This is a genomic window from Aeromonas sp. S11(2024), from assembly GCF_041402345.1.
GTDB classification, from domain to species: domain Bacteria; phylum Pseudomonadota; class Gammaproteobacteria; order Enterobacterales; family Aeromonadaceae; genus Aeromonas; species Aeromonas veronii.
The window spans coordinates 26458-52677 of the sequence record NZ_JBGLRC010000030.1 but is presented as its reverse complement, the minus strand read 5'-3'; the positions used below and the strand labels follow the sequence as shown (position 1 = coordinate 52677).

Here is a 26220-nt window from a genome sequence, read left to right as displayed (position 1 = left end):
TCTCTTGATGGCGGACGAGTTCACACGTACGCGCTGATAGACCGATTAAGGGAGCAAGCCCCCATCACTCTGGTCTGCTGCGCCTTCGATGTTCCCACCTCCTGTTTTTACGATTATCTGGCTCGCAGGCGGACGATTAACCGTGAGCGCATGCAACAGCGCTGTGAGTTGCGCCGTTTGTTCAAAGAAAGCCGGAACTCAGCGGGCAGCCGCGCCTTGATGTCGATGATGCGGGAGTTGGGGTATCAGATTGGTCGATTCAAAGTACGTAACCTGATGAATGAAGCCGGTCTGGTATCCAAGCAACTGGGCGCTAATCGCTATCAGGTGGCACAGTCTGAACGACCGGACATACCCAATCTGCTGGCTCGCGAATTTGATGTCCAGCAACCCAATCAGGTGTGGTGGGGCGATATCACCTACGTCTGGGCCGGTGGTCGCTGGCATTACCTGGCAGCGGTGCTTGACCTGCACACTCGGCGGGTCGTGGGCTGGGCGATGTCTGATAAACCTGATGCAGAATTGGCAATCAAAGCCCTGGAGATGGCCTATCAGCAGCGGGGTTGCCCATCCGGTGTGCTATTTCACTCTGACCAGGGCAGCCAATATGGCAGTAGGGCATTTCGGCAACGAGTGTGGCGCTATCGCATGACCCAGAGTATGAGTCGGCGTGGCAACTGCTGGGATAACGCCCCGATGGAACGGTTGTTCAGAAGCAGTGGCTCCCGGCTATGGGATATATGAGCTTGCGGGAAGCAAAGCGGGATATCAGTTATTACCTGATGGATCACTACAACTGGCTGCGTCCACATCAACACAATAACGGGATACCGCCAGCAAAAGCCGAAGAACGGCCTAACCAAGTGTCCGGATTTAGTTGACCACTACATTAAAGACCTGTTTGTTACCCTTTCTGCCGCTCTGGCTGGCGTATTTGACTGCCGGGCAATTACTCTGCTGCTGGCCCACGATGCCGGGCCGATATAGGTGGGACGGTTATCTGCATAGCCACGGACTCAGTTGATTTCCTTTGACCACACCAACGATGACAACCGTGTGACATGGCGCAGAACTTGCGGAAATAAACGCGAAACCTGACCTGTTCGGTGCTTTATTTAAAGCTGTTGATCTCTGTTGCGCGTCTTGTTCAACCGACCCATCGTAGCGACCCAAGGATGGCTAGCCCCATGAAGGATGAACCCTTCTCTATCCAGTTACAGCATGAGCTGGATCACCTCAAAGCCATCTTCAACGAGACGGACGCCTACATGTTTACCAAGGATCTGGCGGGCCGTTACACCTATGCCAATCAGGCGGTGCTGGATCTCTTTGGCTGCACCCTCGCCGAGTTGCAGGGGCAGGATGATCGGGCCTTTTTTGATCTCGAATTCTCCGACACCATTCAACGCAACGACCGGTTGGTACTGGAGCAGCAAGTCGCCATCGCCCAGGAGGAGATCAACTACCTCAAATCCACCGGGGAAAAGCGCTGCTACTGGACCGTTAAAAAGCCCATCCATGACAAGGATGGCAACCTGATCGGCCTGTGCGGCATCTCCACCGATATCACCGAACACAAGCTGATTGAGGCCCGCATGGCGGAGCAGCATCAACTGCTGGAAATCATCCTCGCCAACGTGGATGCCCATATCTATATGAAGGACAGCCGGCACCGCTTTCTCTACGTCAACCAAAAGGTCGCCGATCTGCTGGGCCTTCCTGCCGAGCAGATCATCAACCGGCGCGATGATGAGGTGATCCCGGCTGCCAGCGCCTGCCAGCTGTGGCGACTGGACAACCGGGTATTCGAAACCGGCGAGCTGCAAGCCGGGGAAGAGATGCTGACCGATCCCGAGGGAAATCAACACTACTACTGGTCGGTCAAGGTCCCCTTTCTGCTGGGGGATGGCACTCCCACCCTGATCGGTATCTCCTCCGACATTACCGAACTGCACCAGCTCAAGGAGCAGCTGCACCAGCAGTCGGTGCGCGATGGCCTCACCGGTCTCTACAACCGCCGTTTCTTTTTCGAGATGTGCGAGAAGAACCTCAGTCTGGACATGCGCCACCACCTCACCTCGGTGCTGATGGTACTGGATGTGGATCAGTTCAAGTGCATTAACGATCGCTTCGGTCATCCCCTTGGGGATAGCGCGCTGGTGCATCTGGGCAGGGTGATGCAATCGGTGCTGCGCAGCGAAGATGTGCTGGCCCGCATCGGCGGTGACGAGTTTGCCATCTTGCTGCCCAACACCACCCTCTTGGCCGCCGCATCTCTGGCCGAGCGGCTGCGCCTGCAGGTGATGCAAAGCCCGCTGCCCCTGCCCGATGGGGATAAGCTGGTCATCACCATCAGCGCCGGACTGGTGGAAAATGGCGAAGGGGAGCTGATGGAGAGCCTCTACGCCCGCGCCGATCAGATGCTCTATCAAGCCAAACAGAGCGGCCGCAACTGCGTCGCCTGCAAGACCCCCTAGCCATACAATGGGAGGGCCAGCAGCCCTCCATGCTCCCTCGTTTCTCCCTTCTATGAAAGTCTGTGCTGGTTCCTTACGAACAGGCGGCTACCCCAGCTGTTTGCGCAGCACGAATTTTTGCACCTTGCCGGTCGAGGTCTTGGGCAACGGGGTGAAGATGATACGTTTGGGGGCCTTGAAGTGGGCCATCTGCTCCCGGCAAAAGGCGATCAACTCCGCCTGGGTGGTCTCTCGCCCCTCCTTCAGTTTCACGAAGGCGCAGGGCACCTCCCCCCACTTCTCATCGGGCATGGCGATCACCGCCGCTTCATCCACATCGGGATGACGATAGAGCACATCTTCCACCTCCAGACTGGAGATATTCTCCCCGCCGGAGATGATGATGTCCTTGGATCTGTCCTTGATCTCCACATAACCGTCCGGGTGCCATACCGCCAGATCGCCACTGCGAAACCACCCCTCCGCCATCGCATCGGCGCTGGCCGCCGGATTTTTCAGATACCCCTTCATCACCACATTACCGCGCAGCACTATCTCCCCCATGGTTTTGCCATCTTTGGCCACCGGTTCGCCACTGACCGGGTTGATAACCCGCATCTCCCCCTGCAGAGGCGACGCAACACCCTGGCGCGCCTTGAGGCGGGAGAGCGCCGTGGCATCCTGCCCTTGCCAACTTCTTTGCGGCTCGCACAACACGCAGGGGCCATAGGTTTCGGTCAGGCCATAGACGTGGGTCACGGCGATCCCCATCGCTTCCATACCGGCGATCACGGTGGCGGGCGGCGCAGCGCCAGCGGTCATCACCTTGATGGGGTGATCCAGCCCCCGCTTGAGCGCCGGATCGGCATTGTTGAGCATATTGAGCACGATGGGCGCCGCGCAAAAATGGCTCACCCTGTGCTCGTGCAGCGCCTCATAAATAGCGTCTGCCTGCACATGGCGCAGGCAGACGCTCACCCCGGCGGTGGCAGCTAGCGTCCAGGGGAAGCACCAGCCGTTGCAGTGAAACATCGGCAAGGTCCAGAGATAGACGGGATGTTTGGGCAGCTCCCAGGAGAGCACGTTGTTGATGGCGTTGAGGTGGGCGCCGCGATGGTGATAGACCACCCCCTTGGGGTTGCCGGTAGTGCCGGAGGTGTAGTTAAGGGAGATGGCCTGCCACTCATCTTGCGGCAACCAGCCGGGTTCATCACCGTTACCAGTGGCAATAAAGGCCTCATAGGTCAGTTCACTGACAAGCGCCCCCTCCCGGTAGAGGGGATCGTCGATGGCGATGACCAGCGGCTGGCTCTCCAGCAGATCCAGCGCCTTGCGCACCACAGGGCCAAACTCCCTGTCCACCAGCACCACCTTGCTCTGGGCATGCTGGAAGATAAAGGCCATCGACTCGGCATCGAGCCGGGTATTGATGGTGTTGAGCACGGCGCCGCTCATGGGCACCCCGAAGTGCGCTTCAAACATCGCCGGAATATTGGGCGCAACGATGGAGACGGTATCCCCCTCCCCGATGCCGCTAAGCCGCAAGGCCGAGGCCAACTGGCGGCAACGGCGGGCGGTCTCGCCCCAGCTCTGGCGCAGCGGGCCGTGGCTCAGCGCCGGATAGTCGGGATAGACCCGCTCCGCCCGCCCCAGAAAGCTGATGGGGGTCAGGGCCTCGAAATTGGCGGCGGTTTTGGCAAGGTCGCGCTCATAGATGTTCTGCACTGTCATCGGATTCCTTCCTCACATGTGGCACAAAACGGGCTGTTCCGGGATGATTCAGAGGCCAGGAAGCGACATGGGCATCCTGCCCGTCACTGGTCTCTTATGGGGATGACAGCCTAACAGTGAGCCTGCGGCGGCAGGTATTAGCAAAACGTCTTAGAGGAAGAGCGGAAAAGGTATTCGGTGCGAGTACGGGCAAGCGAATAGCCTCCGCCAATGGCGAAGGCTTTACCTCAATCATCGTTAGTGGCGTACCCGCCCCTGCTGGCGGAAGCAGTAGAGCTTGAGGCTGATGTCGGCGATATCGGCGGGAAGCTCCTCTCCCTGCTCGGCCAGGGGCCGGTAGAGGGATGAGAGCAGACGTTCGGCCTGCTGCACCGTGATGATGTTGGCCTGGATGGCCGGGGTGATCCAGCTGGGTAACATTGACATATCTCCCCCTCGTTGATCCGGTGATCTCGGGTGAACATCTTCATATCAGGTCTTACGCAGTTGTCTGCCGACCCGTTCACCCTCTGCTTCACCCAATCAAAGCAAAATGCTTGCCGTAATCTCTTATCGGCCAACATCCGATGGGGCTGGAGCCATTTATCAACCACTTGCGTGGCCATCTCAACAAACAGAGTGCCCGTTCAAGACCTCTCCCTTGACCTGCCCCCGTCCACGCCTTGTCACTCTGGCATGCTGCTCACCGCCCGCCTTGCAAATTGCGACTCGAATTGCTCCTTATCACACTTGCTAAGTTCACCACACGTCGGAAACCGGTCACTTTTAGTCCGTTGTCGCCAAAGCCAGACACTTTTCCATGGTGGCTATTTTTTGACCTTGCCAGCGCCTGTCGCAGGCCCATCCCCCTCGCCTTGTCCGGCCAACCAGTTATGACAAGATGGCGCCAGATTGGAACAGCCCGTATGGGTATGCAGGAGAACCATAAGATGAACAGATCCATGATGGCAGGTATCGGTATTGGCATCGCCTCGGCCCTGGCACTCTCGGCGGCGGCCAGCGGCTCCCTCTTTACACCCCAGCCCACCTTTGCCGAGGTGATCGCCAGCAAGCCGGTCACCGAGAGCATCAAGACTCCCCGACAGGAGTGTCGCAACGTCACCGTGACCCACCGCAAGCCGGTACAGGATGAACACAAGATCCTCGGTACCGTGGTGGGCGCAGCGCTGGGTGGGGTGGTTGGCCACCAGTTTGGCGGCGGCAGCGGCAAGAAGGTGGCCACCGCAGCCGGGGCTGTCGCGGGTGGTTATGCCGGTAATCAGGTGCAGGGCAATATGCAGGCGGGCGATACCTACACCACCACCGAGCAGCGCTGCAAAACCGTGCAGGATACGAGCGTCAACACCATTGGTTATGACGTGACCTATCGCCTGGCCGGTCAGGAGGGGGTGATCCGCATGAAGCAAGCCCCCGGCGCCACCATTCCGGTCAAGGAAGGCAAATTGGTGATCGACCAGCCAAAAGTGTGATTTCTCTTGGCGCTACTCAGCAGCAGGCCCGCCTCTTTCGAGGCGGGCCTGTGTTTTTGGGCGGCTTGATTTCCTTTTTTCAAACAACGGCACGCACCACTCACGGCTCCCGAACTATCACCCTTTGCAGCACTTCTTCACCGCCCGCACCACGTTCTGATACCCGGTGCAGCGGCAGAGGTTGCCCGACAGCCCGCGGCGGATCTCCGCCTCAGTCAGCGGACGGCGCTCGGTCTTGTCGAGCAATGCTGCGCTCGCCATCACGAGGCCCGGGGTGCAAAAACCGCACTGCACCGCCCCCTCGTCGATAAAGGCCTGCTGCACGTCGGAGAGCTCGTTACCTTTGCGTTCCCCCTCCACGGTACGAATGGATTTGCCATCGGCCCACACCGCCAGATAGAGGCAGCTGTCGATGGCAGTGCCATCCACCCGCACGGTACAGGCGCCGCACTCACCGACACTGCACCCCTCTTTCACACTGATCAGCCCCTGCCCGCGCAGGAAGTGGAGCAGCGACATGGTGGGCGGCACTGCATAGGAGTAAGGCTTGCCGTTGATCTCGCACTGGATCTCCACGGCGGGACAGCTTTGCGGTTGCATCATAGGATCTTCCCTCCGGCACGTTCGACTGCGCAGGCGACCACCCGCTGCGCCAGGGTTTTGATGAGGTGCAGGCGAAACTCCTTCTCCGCCCGCCAGGAGGATCGTGGCGCCACATCGGCCACCACCGCCTCGGCAATGGCGGCCAGTGTGGCGCGAGTCAGCGGTTGCCCCTCGGCCGCAGCTTCTGCGTGAGGCGTGCGCACCGGCGTTGGGGCCGCCACCCCATAGGCCAGCCGCAAATTCTTGAAGTGACCATCCTCAATCTGGCAGTAGGCGGCGCAGCCGATGGTGGCGATATCCATGGCATCGCGCATGGCGTATTTGAAGTAGTGGGAGCCCACCTGGGGGTGAGTATCCGGGGCGAAATGAAACGCCACCAGGATCTCCGCAGGTTGCAGCGCCACCTTGCCAGGGCCGGTATGAAAACCGGCGATGGGGATGCGGCGCGTACCATCGGGGCCCGCAATTTCAAGCTCGGCCTCCAGCGCGACGGTAGGCGCCGCCGAGTCGGCACTGGTGGCGCCGTTGCAGATGTTGCCGCCATAGGTGGCGACGTTGCGGATCTGCGGGCCGGCGATGGTAGCGGCCGCCTCGGCCAGCATCGGCAGGCGGCGCTGCACCAGTTCGTTTTCGATGAGCTCGGTAAAGGTGGTGCCAGAGCCGATGCGGATCGTCCCATCAGGCAACTCGCTTACCCCTTTGAGTTCGGGCAAGTCGTGAATATCGACGATATGGCGATAGGCGGCGTTGAGGTGATGCAGCTGGATCATCACATCGGTGCCACCGGCCAGCAGGCGTGCCTCGGGGTCAGCCTGACGCAGGACAACCGCCTCGGCCACGCTGTGCGCCTTGTAGTAACGGGCAATATCAAACATGGTGTTGCTCCTCCCCTGCTCCCTCGCCAATCAGACCCGCAGCGACAAACTCCCGGAACAGGGTCTTGGGGGTGATGGGCAGCTCGTTGATGGCGACGCCGGTCGCCATGCGAATGGCGTTACGGATGGCCGGGCCCGGCGAGATAATGGGTGGTTCACCCAGGGATTTGTGGCCATAGACCGACTGGGGCTCGTAGGTCTGCACGAAGTCGCATTCCAGCTCCGGCAAATCCAACATGGTGGGGAACTTGTAGTCGAGCAGGTTAGGGTTGCGCACCACGCCGGTCTTGGCGTCGATGATCATCTCCTCGAACAGGGACCAGCCGATCCCCATCCCCATGCCGCCATGCACCTGCCCCTCTGCCAGCTGCGGGTTGAGGATCTTGCCCGCATCGTGCAGGTTAATGATGCGATTGATGGTCACCTTGCAGAGATCGATATCGACGCTGAGATCGACAAAGGTGCAGCCGAAACTCGGCGGGTTGGTGGTGGTCTTGTGGGAGACCTCGGAGGTGATCTGACCGCCGATAGTGAGGTGGTAGTAGGCGTTGACCGACACTTCGGCGACGCTGATCAGTACCTTGTCCGGTGCGCCAGCCAGCACCACGTAGCCGTCGATCAGGGTGAGGGATCCTACATCCTGATGACAGAGCTGGGCCGCCAGCGACAAAATGCGGGCCCGCAGTTGCAGCGCCGCCTGATGGATGGCAGGCGCCGCCACATAGCTCTGGCGCGAGGCGAACGAGCCCGGATCATAGGCGGTAATGTCGGTATCCTGGGTCGAAATGACCCGGATCTGCTCAAACGGAATGCCCAACGTCTGGGCTGCCATCTGGGCAAAGACGGTATCCGATCCCTGCCCTATCTCGGTGGCGCCGATCTGCAGATTGACGGTGCCATCCTGATTGAGCAGCATGCGGGCGCCGGCAATTTCGACCCCCACCGGATAGGTGTTGGAGCCGTAGCTGAAACAGGCCACCCCGATGCCACGCCGCACCCGGCTTGCAGGATCCTGCCCCAGACACTCGGCCTTGAGCCGATCCCACTCGAACATCTCGCGACCACGCAGCAGGCAGTCGGGCAACCCGGCGCTGTAGATGGTCTTCTGGTTGACCTGATTGACATCCCCTTCCCGCGCCACGTTGGCGATCCGCACATCGAGCGGGTCTAGCCCGAGTTCGGCGCAGGCGTCATCCAGCATGCACTCGAGGGCAAAAATCACCTGCGGCGCGCCGTAACCGCGCATGGCACCGGCGGTGGGCAGGTTGCTGTAGAAGGTCTTGGCGTCATAACCGAAGGCGCTGCGCGGATAGAGGTAGCTGATCTTGTTGCCACCGGCGCTGGCGATGGAGTGGCCGTGAGAGGCATAGCCGCCGGTGTTGGAGAGCACGTCGAGCTGATAGCCCTTGAGGATGCCATCGCGGTTGAGGCCCATCTTGCCATCAATGGCAAAGCCGTGGCGGGTGCGGGAGGCAAAAAAGCACTCCTCCCGGCTCAGAGTCACCTTGACCGGCACGCCGCCGAGCTTGTAGCTCAAAAACGCCGCCATCGGCTCTTCCAGCACATCCTGCTTGTTGCCAAAACCGCCGCCCATATAGGGCTTGATCACCCGCACGCTGGACCAGGGCAGACCGAGGGATTTGGCCACCCGGCTGCGCACTATCTGGGGGATCTGGGTGCTGCTGACGACGATGATGTGGTCCGGTTGATCCATGTAGGCGTAGCAGGTCACTGTCTCCAGATGGCAGTGCTGCACCACAGGCGTCCGGTAGTGCGCCTGAAACTGCAGATCTGCCGCCGCAATGGCCTGCTCCGGGTCATTGGCGCGAAGCTGACTTTGGCGCAGCAGATTGCCGCTCGGGTGGATGGGATAGGCATCGTCGGCCAGCGCACTTTCGGCATCCGTCATCACCGGCAGCGGTTCGTAGGTCACCTTGACCAGCGCGGCAGCCTTCTCGGCCACCAGCGGATCACGGGCTACGACTATGGCGACCCCATCGCCAAAGTGGCGTACATGGTCGGTGAGCAGGCGGCGGTCTTTCACATCCCGTTTCGCCTCATCGAGGGACCAGGCGTGACCGGCGGTGCGAAAACAGGTGGTAGGGACATCTTCATGGGTAAACACGGCTTCAACCCCGTGCAGGGCCAGCGCCTCGGTCGCATCGATGGCAAGCACCTTGCCATGGGCAATATTGCTTCGCACGTACTTGGCGTGGCGCATCCCGAGCATGATGTTGTCATCGGTATAGCGGGCGCTGCCGGTCACCTTGGCCTCGGCATCCACCCGCTTGAGCGGTAATCCTATGGACATATGCAAGTCCTTTTTCGAAGGGAAAAATCTGGAACCGGCATAAAAAACAGCAAGATATGCGCCTGTTTCCCGCCATCGTCAGGACAATGGGGAGAAGTGTGAAGGGGATCCCATCTAGCCCGCTTTTGTTGGCCCGAAGCGACAAGCCAGGGGCAACCCCTGAGCAAACGGGGCACATCAGCGGTGAAAAAAGCGGCAGAGCGAGGAGAGCAAGGGCGAGAGCCTATCAATCTGGTAGGGGGATTTATCAAAATGGTATCGCGATGCCCCCCCAACTGCGGAGACGGCCGAGACGTGATAGTCAGCATGAGCGGGCTAAAAATAACAGGCATAAAAATGGGGCCGCCAGTGCGGCCCCAAACGGGCGGGTTATCCCTAAATAGCCCACCCCCCAGCATAAAAGAGCACCAGTGCCAGGGCGATGACCACGGTGCCGACGTTGAGTTTGTGCCACTCCTTCGAGCAGATGCGGCCAATCACCAGCGAGCTGAAGCCGAGCATGATGCCGGTGACGATATTGCAGGTGAGCACGATAAAGACCGCGCACACCAGCCCGGACATGGCCCCGACAAAGTCATCGAAATCGAGCTTGGTGACGTTGCTCAGCATCAGGAGTCCCACATACATCAGGGCCGGTGCGGTGGCATAGGCCGGCACCAGATAGGAGAGCGGCGAGAGGAACAGCATCAACAGGAACAGGCCGCCGACCACAGTCGCGGTCAGGCCGGTTTTGCCCCCCGCCGCCGTGCCTGCTGCCGATTCGATATAGACGGCAGCCGGGGCCGCCCCCACCAGACTGGAGAAGATGCTGCTGACCGAGTCGGCACTGAGCGCCTTGCCGCTGTTGATGATGTGACCATCTTTATCGAGCAGGTTGGCCTGCCCCGCGACCGCCCGGATGGTGCCGGTGGCATCAAATACCGCCGTCATCACCAGCGCAAGCACGCTCGGCAACACCAGCGGCGAGAGCGCCCCCATGATATCCAGACTGAAGATGAGGGACTTGCCCTGATCGTCCGAGAGACTCGGCAGGGCGAACAGCCCCTGATATTTCACCGCCGGATCGAAGATAAGGCCGAAGATGGAGATGGCGATAATCACCAGCAGGATCCCCCCCGGTACTCTCAGCTTCTCCAGCCCGAAAATCACCGCAAGGCCTATCAGGGACATGATGACCGGCATGGAGGTGAAGGCCCCCAGCGCTACCGGCAGCCCCTCCAGCGGGTTCTTGATCACCAGCCCCACACCGTTGGCGGCGATAAGCAGCAAGAAGAGACCAATCCCGATGCCGGTACCGTGGGCAATTCCCATCGGCAGGTTGTCGAGGATCCAGCTACGCACCCCGGTCACCGAGATGGCGGTAAACAGCACCCCCATCAGGAAGACGGCCCCCAGCGCTACCGGAATGGGGATCTGCTGCCCTAGCACCAGACTGAAGGCAGTAAACGCCGTGAGGGAAATAGCGCAGCCGATGGCCATCGGCAACTTGGCCCAGAGCCCCATCAAGAGCGAACCGAACCCCGCCACCAGGCAGGTGGCGACAAACACGGCGCCAGGGGGAAAGCCCGCCTTGCCGAGCATGCTCGGCACCACGATCACCGAGTAGACCATGGCAAGGAAGGTGGTGAGGCCCGCCAGCACCTCCTGTCTGACGTTGCTGCCCCGCTCGCTGATCATAAAGTAGCGATCAAGAGCCGTGAGCGGCTGTTGCTTTGTTGCGCTCTGGCTGGCGTCATCATTGGCCAGCTGTTCCACGCTGTTTGTCCTGCTGTTTGCTTGGGTCATACCCAACTCCTTCACACGCGCCTGAATGTTCCATGACGAAATGGCGACAGGATCTGCGGGTCTGCCTCGCGCCAGTCTGATGAGAAACAGGCGATGGTGGCAGAGGATGCGACAGACAGACCAGGGCAGGCAGCCTTGACTCAAACGTTTGCCTTGCTGGTCAAAAAAACCGGGCCATTTCACGTTCTATGCGGGGAGATCCCCTGTCGTGCGGCAAGACTGGCGCTCCTGTGGAGCACGCCAGCCGCCGTATTCGTCGGGGCTGCGCCGCGGCAGCCCACTACAAGCCCTACCCCCGTTCATGCACCAGTTGGCCATCCACATAGGTGCGGTAGATGGATCTGTCATCCCCCAGGGTCAACAGCACAAAGAGCTTGTCCCGCAGGGTGGTGGAGTTGTCATAACGCAGCTGCTGCAGCGGGGTAGCGACCGGGTCGAGCACCACGAAATCCGCCTCCTTGCCCACCGCAAAGCTGCCGATCTTCTCGTCAAGCCCCAGCGAATGGGCGCCGCCCAGGGTCGCCAGATAGAAGGCCTGATAGGCCGAGAGCCGCTCACCCTGCAACTGCATCACCTTGTAGGCCTCGTTGAGGGTCTGCAGCATGTTGAAGGTGGTACCCGCGCCGATGTCGGTGCCCATCCCCACCTTCACCTGCTTGCGCCACGCCTTGTGCAGCTTGAAGAGACCACTGCCGAGATAAAGATTCGAGGTGGGACAAAACGCGATGGTGGAGCCGGTCTCCTTCAGGCAATCCCACTCCTGCTCTTCCAGATGGACGCAGTGGGCAAAGACGCAGTTATGGCCGGTGAGCCCATGCTGGTGATAGACATCGAGATAGCCCTTGTGCGCCGGGAAAAGAGATTTGACCCAAGCGATCTCGTCCTTGTTCTCGCACAGATGGGTGTGCAGATAGGTGGTGGGAAACTCTTCGCGCAGTCGCCGCGCCATCGCCAGCTGCTCGGGTGTCGAGGTGGGTGCAAATCGTGGTGTGATGGCATAGAGCAGTCGACCGTTGCCGTGCCAGCGCTCGATAAGCTGCTTGCTCTGCACATAGCTGCTCTCGGCGGTATCGAGCAAATAATCGGGCGCATTGCGATCCATCATCACCTTGCCGGCGATCATCCGCATATTGATGCGGCTGGCCGCCTCGAACAGGGCATCCACCGACTCGGGGTGCACTGTGCCGAACACCAGCGCCGTGGTGGTGCCGTTTCGCAGCAACTGCTTGATAAAGAAGGTGGACATCTCGCGGGCATACTCGAGATCGTTGTAACGGCGCTCGGCCGGGAAGGTGTGGCGGTTGAGCCACTCCAGCAGCTGCTCGCCATAGGCCCCCACCATCTCGCTCTGGGGATAGTGAATGTGGGTATCGACAAAGCCAGGCACTATCATCTTGCCGCGATAATCCCGCACCCGTACCTCGGCCGGAATGCGATCTTTCCCCTCCTCCCACTCACCGAACCAGTCGATGCAACCGTTGCGAATGATCAGCAGACCATCCTCGATAAGACGGGCGTTGGACTCAATCTCCTCGGGCTGATCCACCACCCGGGTGATATCGAAGAAGCTGCCGCGTACCGCTTTGACAGAGTTGTCGTTTTTCATAACCGTTTCCCTGTTTTTCTTGTTCTGTTGACGTTTTTTGCCGGTTTAACCGTCAGATCCGTTCCACTTGTGGCGCCACCGCCTGCCCGGGCACTGGCTCTGGTGAACCCTCCCCCTTGCTGGCCGATGACAGGCCCGCGCTGCGGGCGGTAAAGATCACATCCGGCTTGTCGCTCAGCTGGATCACCTCCACCGCCTCGGCATCCCTGACGGCCGCCTTGCGTTTGCGGCTTTGCGGCAGCACCAGATTCATGATGATGGCGGTGATGCCGCCAGCGCAGATGGGGTTCTCCACCAGCATGTAGATACCCGCCGGCAGCACCTTGAAGACGTTCGGGTCATAGGAGACGCCGAGCCCAAGACCCAGCGAGGTGGCGACAATCAGGGTCTCCCGCCGATCGAAACCGTGGCTGATGATGATGCGACCACCGGCGATGGCGATCATGGAGAACATGATGACCATGGCGCCCCCCATTACAGGTGACGGGATAGTAGTGAAGAAGCGCCCTACTACGGGGAAAAGCCCCAGCAGCACCAGGATGACGGCGATAAACTTGCCCACATGGCGTGACGCCACTCCGGTCATCTGGATGACGCCGTTGTTCTGGGCAAAGGTGGTGAGTGGCAAAGAGCCGAGGGCCGAGGCGATCACCGATACCAGACCGTCCGCCAGTACGCCGCCGGAGAGCCGTTTTTGAAACTCGGGGCCCTGAATATCCCGGTGGGAAACCATGGCGGTGGCGGTGATGTCCCCCACCGCCTCCAGCACGCTCAACAGATAGATGGTGCCCGCCAGCATAAAGGCGTGAAAATCGAAGGAGAAACCGTACTTGAACGGGATCGGCACCGTAATGAGCGGCAGGTCCTCAAGGGCGGAGAAATCCACCATACCGAGCATCAGGGCCACCGCATAGCCCACCATCAGGCCGATGGCGATGCCGCTCATCCGCAGCAGCGGGCTTTTGCTGCAGTTGAAGGCGACAATGACGCAGAGCACCAAAAGCCCCAGCCCGATGTTCTCGTATTTGCCGAAGGTACCGCTGCTCATGGCGGAGAAGCCGCCGCCAAAGTCGATGATCCCCACCTTGATAAGGCTCAGACCAATCATCAGTACCACCACACCGCTCACGGTCGGGGTGATCACCCGCTTGAGATAGGGCAGCACAAAGGAGGAGCCCATCACCAGAAAGGCGCCGACAAAGGAGACCCCGAGCAGGGTCGAGACGATCAGCTCCTCATGGATGCCATCTTTTTTCATGGCGCCGCCGAGGGCGATCATCACGGTCACGAAGGAGAAGTTGACCGACTGGATGGAGAGCAGCCCCGAACCGATGGGGCCATAACGGTTCACCTGCAACCAGGTGCCGATACCGGAGGCGATCATCGCCATGGAGACCAGATAGGCGGTGATCTCGGTAGATAGGCCCAGGGCGCCGCCGACGATCAGCGCCGGGGTCACCATGGGGACAAAAATCGCCAGCAGATGGGTCACTGCGCCCATCAGGGTTTGATAAAACGGGGGTTTGTCTTCCAGCTCGTAAATGAGATCCGAGTGCTTGCGTGTTGTTTTAGACATCGTGTTTGTCCCATCACACAGAATGTAGGCGGAGTACTCATTCCGCCGTCAGGCGCTGGGGGCGAGCTAGCGCCCGCCCCTCACCTTTTCTTTTGTTATGCCGACACTTTTTGCTCCAGCTTGCCCAGTTCGCGCAGGATCTGCTCCGGCGTGAAGTGCCACTTGCGCAGCCAGACACCGCAAGCGTCGTGGATGGCGGTAGCGATGGCGGGCGCCGCGCCGTTCACCCCGATCTCCGAGATGGACTTGGCGCCGTAAGGGCCGACCTTGTCGTCACTCGGCACCAGGAAGGCCCGGAAGTCGCGGGGAATGTCGCCAATCTTGGGCGCGCCATAGCTCTTCAGATCCCGGGTGAGCGGGATGCCCTTGCTGTCGTAGCAGATCTCTTCGGTCATGGTGTGGCCAATGGCCCGCATGGTCGCCCCGTAGATCTGGCCGAGGGCCAGCTCCGGGTTGATGGGCGTGCCGCAGTCGAGCAGGGCGTAGAACTTGTCGAGGCGGATCTCGCCGGTTCTGACGTTGACCGCCACCTCGGCGAAGTTGGCCCCGTACGGGAAGGCGAGCTCAGAGGTGATATAGCTGGCGGTGCCCACCAGAATACCGAAGCCGGTACCGGTCTCCGCCTTGTGGGCCAGCATGGCGAGGCTCACCTCCCCCAGCTTGCCGCGCACTATGCCCGGATGAACCAGCTCTACGTCTTCGACCGGCTCGCCCAGCATGGCGGCGGCGTGGAACAGGATCTTCGCCTTGAGGTTCTCGGCCGCCATCTTGGCCGCATTGCCGGAGAAGCAGGTGCCGGACGAGGCGTAAGCCCCCTTGTCGAACAGGGCATGGTCGGTGTCGCCAGAGATCACATGCACATCGCTGAGCGGGCAACCGAGCACCTCGGCGGTCAGCTTGGCCACCACGGTATCGAGGCCGGTGCCGATATCGGCGCCACCGGAGTGAACGATAAAGGTGCCGTCCGATTCCAACTTGACCATGCAGTTGGCCTGATCGATATCGGGGATCCCCGATTTTTGCATGATGATGGCGACGCCACGACCGATGCGCCAATCCCCGTCAGCGGGTTTGGGGCTATCCCAGGCAATCAGTTCGCGACCCTGCTTGAGGATGGGTTCGAGGGCACAGCTGGCCGCATGGGGCACAGAAGTCGGCATCTTGCCCTCGCCGATGGCACCGAGCACCTTGAGGATATCCCCTTCGTGCACCCGGTTGTGCTCCACCATGTCGAGCTGATCGATGCCCAGTTTCTCGGCCAGCTCGGCAATGGCCATGGTCAGGGCGAAGTTGCCCTTGGGCGCACCATAACCCTGATAGGCGCCGGTCGGGCAGATGTTGCTGTAGTAGGTGTTGACGGTAAAGCGCACGTTGTCGCACGGATAGAGCGGCAGGGAGAGCGCCGGGCCGTTGCTTGGCACCGTCAATGAGTGGTTGCCGTAAGGGCCGGTGTTGGCACGAAAATCCATATCGATGGCAGTGATGGTGCCATCTTTTTTGGCCCCCACTTTCACCTTCACCTTGGCCACGTGGCGGGAGGTGTTGCTGATGAACTCCTCTTCACGGGTGTAGCGGAAGGTGACCGGACGGCCGGTGACCTTGGTCGCCCAAGCGCACACCTCTTCCAGCAGGATATCCTGCTTGGAGCCAAAGCCGCCCCCTACCCGCTCCTTGATCACGTGCACCTGGTGCTGCTTCATGCCGACAATGCGCGCCACCTGACGGCGCACGTGCCACGGCACCTGAGTAGAAGCGTGAATGACCAGACGCTCCCCATCCATATAGGTGAAGCAGATGTGCGGCTCGGTCGGGCACTGCTGGGCCTGGGTCGATTCGTAGGTGCGCTCGACAATCTCGTCCGCCTCGGCAAAGCCTTTGGCCACGTCACCGATCTGGCCATGGACGCTGGCAGCCAGGTTCTCGTGCGGGCGGGAGCCGATGGGGAAGTTGATGATCATGTGCTCGTCGCCACGGCGTACCGAGCAGGCGTTCTGCTGCTCGAGATCCGCAGGCGCACCGGCCATGTAGACGATGGGCTCGTCGTGCACCAGCGGTGCGTTGGGAGCCATCGCCTCGTCAATGCTCATGACCGCCGGCAGCACTTGATACTCGACCTCGATGAGTTTCAGGGCTGCCAATGCGATGGCTTCACTCTCGGCCACCACGGCGGCGACCCTGTCACCTACGTGGCGCAGCTTGCGGCTGAACATACGGCGATCGAGCGGTGACGGCTCGGGGGCACTCTGGCCACCCGGGGTGTAAAACACATCCGGGCAGTTGAGGTGGGTGATGACATGCACGACGCCCGGCAGCGCCTCGGCGCGGCTCACGTCGAGTTTGGTGATCACCGCATGGGGATGGGGGCTGCGCAGCATCTTGATGATCAGTGCATCCTCGGTAACCCTGTCCTCCACGTAGCAGGGCTTGGCCTGCACCATCTTGGCGGCGTCCACTTTTGGGCAGCTCTTGCCGATGTGGCGCAAATCGTCGCGAAACTCGGGGGCGATCTGGCACAGATAATCGGGATCCTTCATCCGTGAGCAGGCGAGCTCGATGGCCTGATAGAACTGCTGATAACCGCCATCGCGGTGAAACAGGCCCGAGAGGGCATCGTCGATTTGATCACGGGTAGGCTCGGGATGGCGATCAAGCAGGTCGGTGACGATGAGCGCGGCGGCCGGATCGTTGTAGCCGGACTGCACCACCCCCACGTCCACCATCGCCTGCTGTACCAGACTGAGCTGGTTCCAGCTGCCGAGGGACTCGGCGGTGCGCACGTCTGCTCCATCCAGCTGGGCGGCGATCAGCAGGGAGGCGTTGATCACCTTGCCGTTGAAGAGAATGGCGTCGGAGCCGGCGAAGCCAAAGCCGTCGTCGCTGTTGCGCACCGAGTGCATCCGGCACTGGTTGAACAGCACCCGCTGGGCATTCTCGCCAGCCGGGGTGATGACGGTGCGCAGGGCACCGTTCAGTGTGAAGTTGAGTTCCATCATGCCTGTACCTCCTGCTGCTGGCAGTCCACCAGCAGATCCGCCACCACTACCCCGCTGATATAGCGCTTGTAGGTCACGCTGCCGCCGAGATCCTCGCGCGGTGCAACCAGCTCGCTCACGGCCGCCTCCAGCGCGGCATCGTGCAGATCGCGGCGCTCCACATCACGCAGGCGCATCGGCTGCGGCGTAACACCAGCGACGGCGACCCGCATCTCGCCAAGGGCATCGAGGGCCACCGCGGCGGTCATCACCGCCAAGCCATCGGCATTGCGGCTGATGCGGCGAGTGGCGCAGCGCAGTTCAGGCTCCGGCAACACAATCCCCAGCACCAGGGCATTGCGCTGCCCCGCCAGATAGGCGTCGATGGGTTGCAGCAGGTTGTTCTCCAGCACGACCACGGCTTCGAGTACCAACAGTACCGGCAGCAAGGGGGAGTCCTGTTGCTGGCAGGCAAGTTCGCCGCCAAGGGTGGCCTGATTGCGCAGATGGCGGGAGTAGACAAACCCCAGCGCGTCGCACAGGGCGGCCGGGGTACGGGGATCATCTTTCAGGGTCTGCAGGGTGACGGTGGCGCCGATATGGAGCTGGCCGTGCTGCTGCTCAATCTGGTTCAGTCCCAGCTTGTCCAGCGAGATAGCGACCTTCTTGTCGGTGCGGGTCGGAGCGGCGTTAAGCTTGCTGCCGCCTCCCATGTAGACGGCGTCGTTGCCGAAACTGGCCTTGAGTTCCAAAGCCTGACCCAGTTGCTCGGGTCGGAAGAATTGCTCAATCATGTGTCGTCCTTACTCTTGCTGCCCGCCGCCGGGGAAATCCACACGGCGGGCAATCCGGTCCAAAACTGTGGAAGGTGGCCTTAGGCCAGCTGATCCATCCGTTGCCACAGGCGGCTCGCCACCTTGCTGGCCTGTTGATAAATGGGCTCGACGTCAAAGGCGAACTCGCGATCCTGATAGACCATGCGCCCCTCGACCATCACGCTGTTGACCGAGGATGAGCCCATACCGAAGGCGAGATGGCCGCCGAGGTTGCGCGGCGCCAGCGGGGTCGGTGCGTCGTAGTCACAAATGGTGAGGTCGGCCTTGTATCCCGGCTCCAGGCGGCCAAATTTGGCGTCGAAGTTGCGCTCCAGCAGGGTGTTGCCGTTCCAGAGGAAGCGGGCAAAGCTGTCGGGCCAGAGTGCTCCGCCGGCATCCTTGTGCTTGAAGTAGGCAAACTTGAGCTCTTCGAGCATGTCGGAGCCGATGCCGTCGGTGCCAAGCGCCAGATTGCGATACTCCGGCAGGTGCATGTTGTAGCCCACGTGGTTGTTCATGTTGGAGCGGGCGTTATGCACCAGGAAGGCATCGCGGCTGTTGAGCAGCTCGATGTCAGCCGGGCTCAGGTAGATGCCGTGGGCGATCAGGGTCTTGCTGTCGATAAGGCCAAACTCGTCCAACCGGGCGATGGGCTCCTTGCCATAGTGGTGGTGACCGTGGGCCATGTCGTAGCGGTCTTCCGCCACATGGATATGCAGCCCGCGACCGGTGACCTGCACCGCTTCGCGCAGCATGGCGAGCCCCTCGTCGGGCACGGTGAAGGGGGCGTGGGCGCCGATATGGGCCTCCACCAGATAGGGTTCGTTCCCCTTGGCTTTGGTCGCATCGATCTGTTGGGCAAACAGGATGTTCTCCTCTACCCCGGCCTGCAGCTCGGCGAGACCGCCGTTGCGATCCGTGGTCTCGAAGCAGGTCATGCCACGCAGACCCGCCTCCACAAACCCTTTACGCAGCACATTCAGGGAGCCCTTGATGTAGTTGGGCGAGGCGTGGTGGTCGATCACCGCGCTGCAGCCGCTCTTGATCGCTTCCAGCGAGCAGATGAGACCGCTGTAGTAGAGGGACTCTTCATCGAGCGCCCGATCGAGCCGCCACCAGAGGTTTTTCAGGGTGGAGATAAAGTCCGGGCAGGGGGCGATGTTGGCCATGATCCCCCGCGACAGGGCGGAGTAGAAGTGGTTGTGGGCACAGACGATGCCCGGCATCACCAGCTTGCCCCCCATCTCCCGATAGTTGGCTTCCGGGTAGAGGGTCCGCAGATTGGGCCCCACCGCTTTGATAAGCGATCCTTCGATGGCGATATCCACCCCTTCCAGCACCCGGGTCGGCTCCAGCTGGACAGCGGTGACGTTCTTCAGAATAAACATGGTTTGCTCCTTCGCTTATTCGTGGTTCGCTCAGGCCTCGACGGCCCCCAGCAGGTAGTGGTGATGGGCATGGACATGGCTGATGATGCGGCACATGTCGCCAAGGGCCGCTGGCACATCCTTGATCCGGCTCTGGGCATCTATGGTCAGGCGATAGGTCTCGCCATCCTGACGCACCCGCAGCTCACCGCCATCAGCCAGATAGAACCCGGGGTTGCGGCTGTTGTCGAAGTCCTCCGGCAGGCTGAAAATGGTGACCTTGTCCTGATAGGGCTTGCCCTGCCACGGGCAGAACTGGGCGCAGTTGCCGCACTCGTTGCAGTAGGCATCCAGGTGCAGGGTCTGGAACTGATCCTTGAAGCCCGGCACCGCGATGGCAACGTTGGCCCGGTTGGGGCAGACATCCACGCACTTGCTGCAGAGGTAGTTGCACTCGAGGCAACGGTGCGCCTCTTGCGCCACGAAGGCATCCCGCTCGTTTTTGTCAACCATGGTGACGGCGATGCTCCCCTTGCGGCGGTAGATCTCATCCTTGCCCGACGGCTGGATGGTCACTTCACTCTGCTGGCTGGCGACATGCTCGCGAGAGAGCACCAGATCCGCGGCGCGGCGGGCACCACCGATGGCACCGACGATGGAGGACGGGCCACTCTGCACGTCACCGATGAGGAAGACGTTGCGACGGCTGGTTTCGCCGGTCTGGCCATCCACCTCGGGCCAGCCATCGCTGCCAAGGGGAATACCCATCGCTTTCAATACCTCGCAGTCAGGCTGCTCGCCGATGGCGGTGATCAGGGCATCCATCTGCATCACTTCGGTCTGCTCGGTGGGCACCGGACGGCGGCGGCCCTGCTCGTCAGGATCCCCCAGCGCCATCATCCGCACGACAAGCTTGCCATCTTTGTCAAAGCGCTCCGGATTGGTGAGGAAGCAAAAACGCACCCCATCCTCCACCGCTTCCAGATACTCCTCGCGATAGGCGGGCATCTCTTTTTCGCTGCGGCGGTAGATAACGGTCACATCGCTGACACCCGGCACCTTGAGGGCGGCGCGGGCACAGTCCATGGCGGTGTTGCCGGCACCGATCACCGCCACATGGCGGCCCAGCGGCAGCGGTTTGCCCTGATTGAAGCTGCGCAGGAAGTGGAAGGATTTGTAAATCCGCTCGTGTCCCCCCTCGAGGCGCATGCCGCCATTCTTGTCGGCGCCGATGCCGACGAAGACATAGGTAAAGCCCTGGGCGTGCAGCTTGTCGACGGTGAGCGCCGGATCGCAGCCAAACTCGAACTTGACCCCGTGGGCGGCAACAAAGTCGATATCGTGCTGGATCAGTTCGGCCGGAATGCGGAACTCGGGGATGATGTGCTTGACCACGCCACCGGCATCCGCTTCGCGCTCGAACACGGTGACCGGGTGGCCGGCACGGGCCAGGAAGTAACCGGCGGAGAGACCGGCCGGGCCGGCGCCAATGACTGCAACCGGGTGCTTGTCACCACTGCCTGCCGGCTTGTGCCAGCGCGCCTTGTACCCTTCCCAGCCGCGCTCCAGCGCCACTTTTTTCAGCTCGCGGATATTGAGCGCGCTGTCGTAGTCGAGACGGGTGCAGTTGTACTGACACTGGTGATCGCAGATGTGGCTGGTGATGGCGGGCAAGGCGTTGCGCTGATAAATCAGCTCAAGGGCCGCCACATACTCCCCCTCGCCCATCAGGCGAATGTACTCGGGGATATCCTGATGCACGGCGCAGGCAGTGACGCAGGGCGCTACGTAGCAGTCGGTCAGCGGCAGGCCGCCACCCACTTCGATGCGATCGTCGGACTTCCATTCCTTCTGGGTGTAATCCATGGTGAGGGCCTTGGCGGCAAGCGCTTCCAGCTTGGTCACATCCACCTGAGCCATGCCCCAGCTGTCAGAAGCGTCGATCTCTTTGAGGCACTCGATCTGGCGCAGGTAGCCACCCGGCTTGAGCAGGTCGGTGGCCATGGTGATGGGACGAATACCGGTCTCGAAGATCTCGGCGATGTTGAACTTGCTGGCACCACCGGAGTAGGAGATGGGCAGCTTGCCATCGAAGGCGCGAGACAGCACGGCAGCCACGTTGATGGATAGCGGGAACAGCGCGCGGCCGGACATGTACATCTCATCCCCCGGCAGCGCCCCCTTGCGGTTGATGGTGCCAAGGGTGTTGGTCAGCTTGACCCCGAAGGTGAGCCCCTTCTCGGCCCCCAGCGCCATCAAGCGGGTCAGCATCGCCTTGGCCTGATCCAGCTTGAGGTCGTGATCGAACGACTCTTCGCTCAGACCAATGTAATCAAAGCCGCAGGTATCGAGGATCTCGCGCACCCGCGGGTAGCCCAGCAGGGTCGGGTTCAGTTTGACGAAGGTGTTGAGCCCCTTCTCTTCCAGCATGTAGCGGCAGATGGCCTCGATCTCGTTCGGCGGGCAGCCGTGCATGGTGGAGAGGGTGACACCGTGCACCAGATTGGCCGGGATGCGATCCACCAGCTGTTGCAGGCGATCGCGGCGCGCCCCCATTCCCAGCTCAGCGATAAACCGCTCGTCGGCCACCAGCTCGCGCAGCACCTGCTGGTACTCGGCAAACTTCGGACTTTGGCTTGCATCCATCAGGCTGTGGATAAACTGCTGCATCGGTGGCTGTTTGATGCCATCGAGGTTGTAACCCACGCTCATGTTGAAAATGAAGGACTTGGCCTCTCCGTCGAGGCGCGGGTCAAACACCTCCTCCAGCAGGTAGAGGGCAAACCAGGCTTTAAGATACTCGTCAAACGCCTTGGGCAGGGTGAACTCGGTAGACCACTCGGTATTGAAGCACTCATCCTCGGCATCGATACAGGGCTTTTCCAGTTCAAGACGGTCCAGGATCTGCACCGTCTTGAGCTCGATAAAGCGCCCGCCGGTCAGCCAGGAGGTGACGATGTTCTGGGCCAACTGGGTATGGGGGCCGGCTGCCGGGCCAATGGGGGTCTCGCAGGTTTCACCGAACACCTTGATCTTGCGCTCGTCCTGCTTGCGATAGAATTGCGCGGCGGGAATACCGAAAATGCTCTGACTCTCTTTATATTCCGCAAAAATACGGGTCAGCAGGTTCTTGAACGGAACGGGTCGCATAATATCGCCCATGGCTATCTCCTTGCAGCTGTTCTGCCCATTGGCAGCATGAATAAATGGAGTATCCCGCACGGGTGTTCCCCCTTGGCAAGGAGAGGAGCAACTATCAGGCCACTACAGTTACAAAACGAGCTACAAAACTATTTTTTAGGGTGAAAGCGTGAGACAGCTCCAATTAATGATGAGAAATTACGATGTCACCATTATGGGTATTGCGAGTAGTTATCAATCACTCTGAAATTTACTTAATGAGCTGATTAAAAAGAGCTCGCCCTATCAGATCAAGTGCGAGAAATATCACTTTGATACGCCATTTATCTCCCCGTTATCTTTTTAAACAGGGTTATTTCGTGGGCTAACTCTCATTTTCAAGAATGCGCCCCAGCAGCGCCTGATAGCGCTCCGGGGTATCCACATCAAACAGGATGGCGGGGCTGTCGACTGGCACCATACGATGGGGATGCCCTTGCAACCAGCGTCGTACCGACGATTGCACCGGGGCTGCAGCCAGCTCGCGGGCAAGGGATTTTGGCAGCAACACCGGATGGCCCGCCTCCCCCTGCCAGGTGGGAAAGAGAGCCTCACAACCCCGTGCCTGCCAGAGCTGTTGATAGACCTCGCGCGGGATACAGGGGAGATCCCCGTGGCTGATAAAGAGGTAGTCAGCGTCACTGGCCGCCAGGGCGCAGCGGATGGAGCTGCCCAGCCCCTGCCGATAGTCGGGATTGTGGACGACAACAATATCCGGCCGTGATCCGTAGCGGGCTTGAAGCTCCTCGCCACGATGGCCCACCACCAGAATAACGCGCTGACAAAAAGCCAGGGCATTTTTGAGACTTGCATCAAGCATTGTCCCCTGGCAATAAGGTAGCATCATTTTCCAGGTACCCATTCGGGAAGATAAACCCGCCGCCGTTATTATACAGTCACACTGCACTTGTTCTTGGCAACGTTGTTTCCCACTTCCTTCGATATTTATTTTGGTCGTCATTATGTCGCACCCACACGCTGTTGCTGTCGCATTTCCAGATATAGAGCCGCTATTAAACTCGCTCACCAAAAATATTGATAGCCATACCACCTTAATTAGCCTCTGCGGGGCCGGTGGAAAAACCAGCACCCTGTTCTGGCTGGCGGAATATTTTTATCAACAGGGTAAAAGGGTGCTAATTACCACCACCACCCGGATGTTTCTGCCTGCCCCGTCACACTATCGGGAATTGATTATCGAGACGGATCCCGTTCGTCAACTTACCCGCTGTCAGGCGCTACCGGATGGCCCGGCGCTGGTTGCCCTGTTCAGCCATCTCGACGAGCGCACCGGAAAGGTGGCGGGCCCCACGCCCCAGCAGATTGATCTCATCAAGGGGCAGCAGCGCTTCGATCTCATCCTGGTCGAAGCGGATGGCGCCCATCACAAGTTATTGAAAGTGCCCGCTTTGCACGAACCTTGCATTCCTCAGCACAGTGATTGGGTGATCGCCCTGACGGGCGGCGCCATGGTGGGGGCCAAGGCCGACCCGCAGCAGATCCACCGCTGGGCAGAGCTTCAGGCCCTGTGCGGGATAGAGGCCGGTGACCCCCTCGACTGGGCCCTGTTTCACCAGCTGCTCTCCCACCCCGAGGGGCTGTTCAAGGGCACCCCGGCCAGGGCGCGCCGGATCTGGTTTATCAATGGGGATTATCAAAATGAGGCGTCGTGGCTCGATGAATTGATAAAGCTGCATACCCGCCACCCCGAGATCCACGCCATCTGGCAGGGGGCGGTTCGCGAACCACAACCCATTCGCCTCGCACTCGGTTACTTCGCTCAGGATGAGGCACAGCCGCCTCGCCCATGATGGTTTAAGGATAAGAAGAGGTACCTTATGAATCTGTTTGCACACGCAGCCCGACTGGAACAGGAGAACACGCCGTTTGCCATGGCCCAGATCATCGAGAGCCGGGGCTCCACCCCCCGCCATCAGGCCCAGATGCTGGTAATGGCCGATGGCCAGATCCTCGGCACCATCGGCGGCGGCATGATCGAGCGGCTGGTGATCGAGGAAGCGATGGCCGCCATTGCCGAGCGCAAGCCGCGCATCTTCCACGGCCGGATGGCCCGCAACGGCGAACATGCGGTAGGGGCGGACTGTGGTGGCGCCATGTCGGTCTATATCGATGTCTATGGTCTGCGGCCACGGCTGGTGCTCATTGGTGCCGGTCACGTCAACCGGGCGCTGGCCCATGCCGCCGCTCCACTCGGTTTTGATATCCATGTTGGCGACTGTTTTGAAGGGAGCCTCAATCCCGATCACTTCCCCGTCGGCACTCACCTCAAAGAGGCTGATACCATCAGCGCTGTGATTGAGGCGCTGGCCATCGAGCCAGACAACTTCGTTATCATCGCCACCAACCATCAGGACAAGGAGGCGCTGGAGCGGCTGATAAGCCGTCCCCTCGCCTATCTGGGACTGCTCGCCAGCAAGCGCAAGGTGCAGACCTTCACCCAGGCGCTGCGCCAGCAAGGGGTGAGTCAGGAGCAATTGCAGCGGCTGCACGCCCCTATCGGCTATAACATAGGTGCCGAGACCCCCGAGGAGATCGCCATCAGCATCCTCGCCGAGCTGCTTCAAGTGAAAAACGGCAAATCGGGTGGTCTGATGCAGGATGACGTGCGCCTCAAGCGGGATCAGCTGGTGGTGATGCGTGGCTCCGGCGACATCGCTACCGGCGTGGCGCTGCGGCTGCACAATGCCGGTTTCAAGGTGGTGATGCTGGATCTCGACAAGCCCACGGTGATCCGCCGTACCGTCGCCTTCGCGCAGGGGATGTTCGACGGCGAAACAAGGGTCGAGGGAGTGCGTGCCAAGCGGGTCGAGAGCGTCGAACAGGCGTTCGAGCAGCTGGATCGGGGCGTCATTCCGCTACTGGTTGACCCTGACTGTGCCACCCTCGCCGAGCTCAAGCCCCGCTATCTGGTGGATGCCATCCTCGCCAAGCAGAATCTCGGCACCCACAAGGAGATGGCCCCCATTACGGTGGCCCTTGGCCCGGGGTTTGAGGCGGGACGCGACTGCGATGCGGTGATCGAGACCAACCGCGGTCATCATCTGGGGCGGGTCATCTATCAGGGCCCTGCCCAACCCAATACCGGCATTCCCGGGGTGATCGAGGGGCACTCCGCCCGCCGGGTGGTGCGCGCCCCCGCCCCCGGGGTGATGAAGAGCCTTATCAAGCTCGGCGATCTGGTGCAGGAGGGGGATGTGATCGCCCATGTAGGGGATGCCCCCATTATCGCGCCGCTCTCTGGCATGGTGCGGGGGCTGCTCAGCGATGGCATCGAAGTGCCTATCGGCTTCAAGATTGGCGATATCGACCCGCGCGGCGAGCGCGCCGATGCCACCACCGTCTCTGACAAGGCCCGCGCCATCGGCGGCGCCGTGCTGGAAGCCATGATGCATCTGGCCCAGCGCAGATAAGAGAGTGTTCTTAAAACCAGAAGGGCCCGCCATGATGGCGGGC

17 protein-coding genes and 1 pseudogene are annotated in these 26220 nt (G+C 60.7%); 5 read left to right on the top strand and 13 right to left on the bottom strand.

Annotation, left to right across the window (positions count from 1 at the left end):
- Together ACB040_RS18235 and ACB040_RS18230 are read left to right on the top strand one after the other, a co-directional pair.
- Positions 1-881: pseudogene (locus ACB040_RS18235) on the top strand (IS3 family transposase); the annotation flags it as partial.
- Positions 882-1187: 306 nt separating this feature from the next.
- The gene (locus ACB040_RS18230) at positions 1188-2477 is read left to right on the top strand and encodes a diguanylate cyclase (RefSeq protein ID WP_371155882.1); all 1290 of its coding nucleotides are present in this window, start codon (positions 1188-1190) and stop codon (positions 2475-2477) included.
- 87 nt (positions 2478-2564) lie between these two features.
- Here ACB040_RS18230 and ACB040_RS18225 read toward each other — a convergent pair whose 3' ends face one another.
- Both ACB040_RS18225 and ACB040_RS18220 read right to left on the bottom strand, forming a co-directional pair.
- A complete protein-coding gene (locus ACB040_RS18225) occupies positions 2565-4187 on the bottom strand; it encodes an acyl-CoA synthetase (RefSeq protein WP_371155884.1) in 1623 nt (540 codons plus the stop codon).
- A 237-nt stretch (positions 4188-4424) separates the two neighbouring features.
- A complete protein-coding gene (locus ACB040_RS18220) occupies positions 4425-4613 on the bottom strand; it encodes a hypothetical protein (protein WP_005345660.1) in 189 nt (62 codons plus the stop codon).
- 503 nt (positions 4614-5116) lie between these two features.
- Here ACB040_RS18220 and ACB040_RS18215 point away from each other — a divergent pair.
- Positions 5117-5656, top strand: a complete 540-nt coding sequence (locus ACB040_RS18215) for a glycine zipper 2TM domain-containing protein (RefSeq protein ID WP_371155887.1) — start codon at positions 5117-5119, stop codon at positions 5654-5656.
- A gap of 117 nt (positions 5657-5773) precedes the next feature.
- Here ACB040_RS18215 and xdhC read toward each other — a convergent pair whose 3' ends face one another.
- The 11 genes from xdhC to mocA form a co-directional block, all read right to left on the bottom strand.
- Positions 5774-6259, bottom strand: a complete 486-nt coding sequence (gene xdhC / locus ACB040_RS18210; RefSeq protein ID WP_069527525.1) for a xanthine dehydrogenase iron sulfur-binding subunit XdhC — start codon at positions 6257-6259, stop codon at positions 5774-5776.
- On the bottom strand, positions 6256-7134 hold the full coding sequence (xdhB, locus tag ACB040_RS18205) for a xanthine dehydrogenase FAD-binding subunit XdhB (protein ID WP_371155889.1): 879 nt from the start codon (positions 7132-7134) through the stop codon (positions 6256-6258). The genes xdhC and xdhB overlap by 4 nt, the downstream gene beginning before the upstream one ends.
- Complete coding sequence (xdhA, locus tag ACB040_RS18200) at positions 7127-9445, bottom strand: xanthine dehydrogenase molybdenum-binding subunit XdhA (protein WP_371155891.1); 2319 nt, start codon at positions 9443-9445, stop codon at positions 7127-7129. The genes xdhB and xdhA overlap by 8 nt, the downstream gene beginning before the upstream one ends.
- A gap of 375 nt (positions 9446-9820) precedes the next feature.
- The gene (locus tag ACB040_RS18195) at positions 9821-11122 is read right to left on the bottom strand and encodes an NCS2 family permease (RefSeq protein ID WP_180343373.1); all 1302 of its coding nucleotides are present in this window, start codon (positions 11120-11122) and stop codon (positions 9821-9823) included.
- A 397-nt stretch (positions 11123-11519) separates the two neighbouring features.
- Positions 11520-12836 (bottom strand): guanine deaminase, encoded by a 1317-nt coding sequence (gene guaD, locus ACB040_RS18190; protein WP_005336781.1) that lies wholly within the window; start codon positions 12834-12836, stop codon positions 11520-11522.
- A gap of 52 nt (positions 12837-12888) precedes the next feature.
- Positions 12889-14412 (bottom strand): nucleobase:cation symporter-2 family protein, encoded by a 1524-nt coding sequence (locus ACB040_RS18185; RefSeq protein WP_371155894.1) that lies wholly within the window; start codon positions 14410-14412, stop codon positions 12889-12891.
- A gap of 95 nt (positions 14413-14507) precedes the next feature.
- Complete coding sequence (locus tag ACB040_RS18180) at positions 14508-17405, bottom strand: molybdopterin-dependent oxidoreductase Mo/Fe-S-binding subunit (RefSeq protein WP_371155896.1); 2898 nt, start codon at positions 17403-17405, stop codon at positions 14508-14510.
- Positions 17402-18178, bottom strand: coding sequence for a molybdopterin-dependent oxidoreductase FAD-binding subunit (gene ygfM / locus ACB040_RS18175; RefSeq protein ID WP_371155898.1), 777 nt, complete (start codon positions 18176-18178; stop codon positions 17402-17404). Before ygfM ends, ACB040_RS18180 begins: the two co-directional genes overlap by 4 nt.
- Positions 18179-18258: 80 nt before the next feature.
- Positions 18259-19587, bottom strand: a complete 1329-nt coding sequence (gene ssnA, locus ACB040_RS18170) for a putative aminohydrolase SsnA (protein ID WP_371155900.1) — start codon at positions 19585-19587, stop codon at positions 18259-18261.
- A gap of 30 nt (positions 19588-19617) precedes the next feature.
- A complete protein-coding gene (gene ygfK / locus ACB040_RS18165) occupies positions 19618-22728 on the bottom strand; it encodes a putative selenate reductase subunit YgfK (RefSeq protein WP_371155902.1) in 3111 nt (1036 codons plus the stop codon).
- 343 nt (positions 22729-23071) lie between these two features.
- Complete coding sequence (gene mocA / locus ACB040_RS18160; protein WP_338774892.1) at positions 23072-23707, bottom strand: molybdenum cofactor cytidylyltransferase; 636 nt, start codon at positions 23705-23707, stop codon at positions 23072-23074.
- Position 23708: 1 nt separating this feature from the next.
- On the opposite strand from mocA, the gene yqeC reads away from it, so the two are divergent.
- Both yqeC and yqeB read left to right on the top strand, forming a co-directional pair.
- Positions 23709-24557 (top strand): selenium cofactor biosynthesis protein YqeC, encoded by an 849-nt coding sequence (gene yqeC / locus ACB040_RS18155; RefSeq protein WP_338774891.1) that lies wholly within the window; start codon positions 23709-23711, stop codon positions 24555-24557.
- A 27-nt stretch (positions 24558-24584) separates the two neighbouring features.
- The gene (yqeB, locus tag ACB040_RS18150; protein ID WP_371155905.1) at positions 24585-26177 is read left to right on the top strand and encodes a selenium-dependent molybdenum cofactor biosynthesis protein YqeB; all 1593 of its coding nucleotides are present in this window, start codon (positions 24585-24587) and stop codon (positions 26175-26177) included.
- Positions 26178-26220 lie beyond the last annotated feature (43 nt).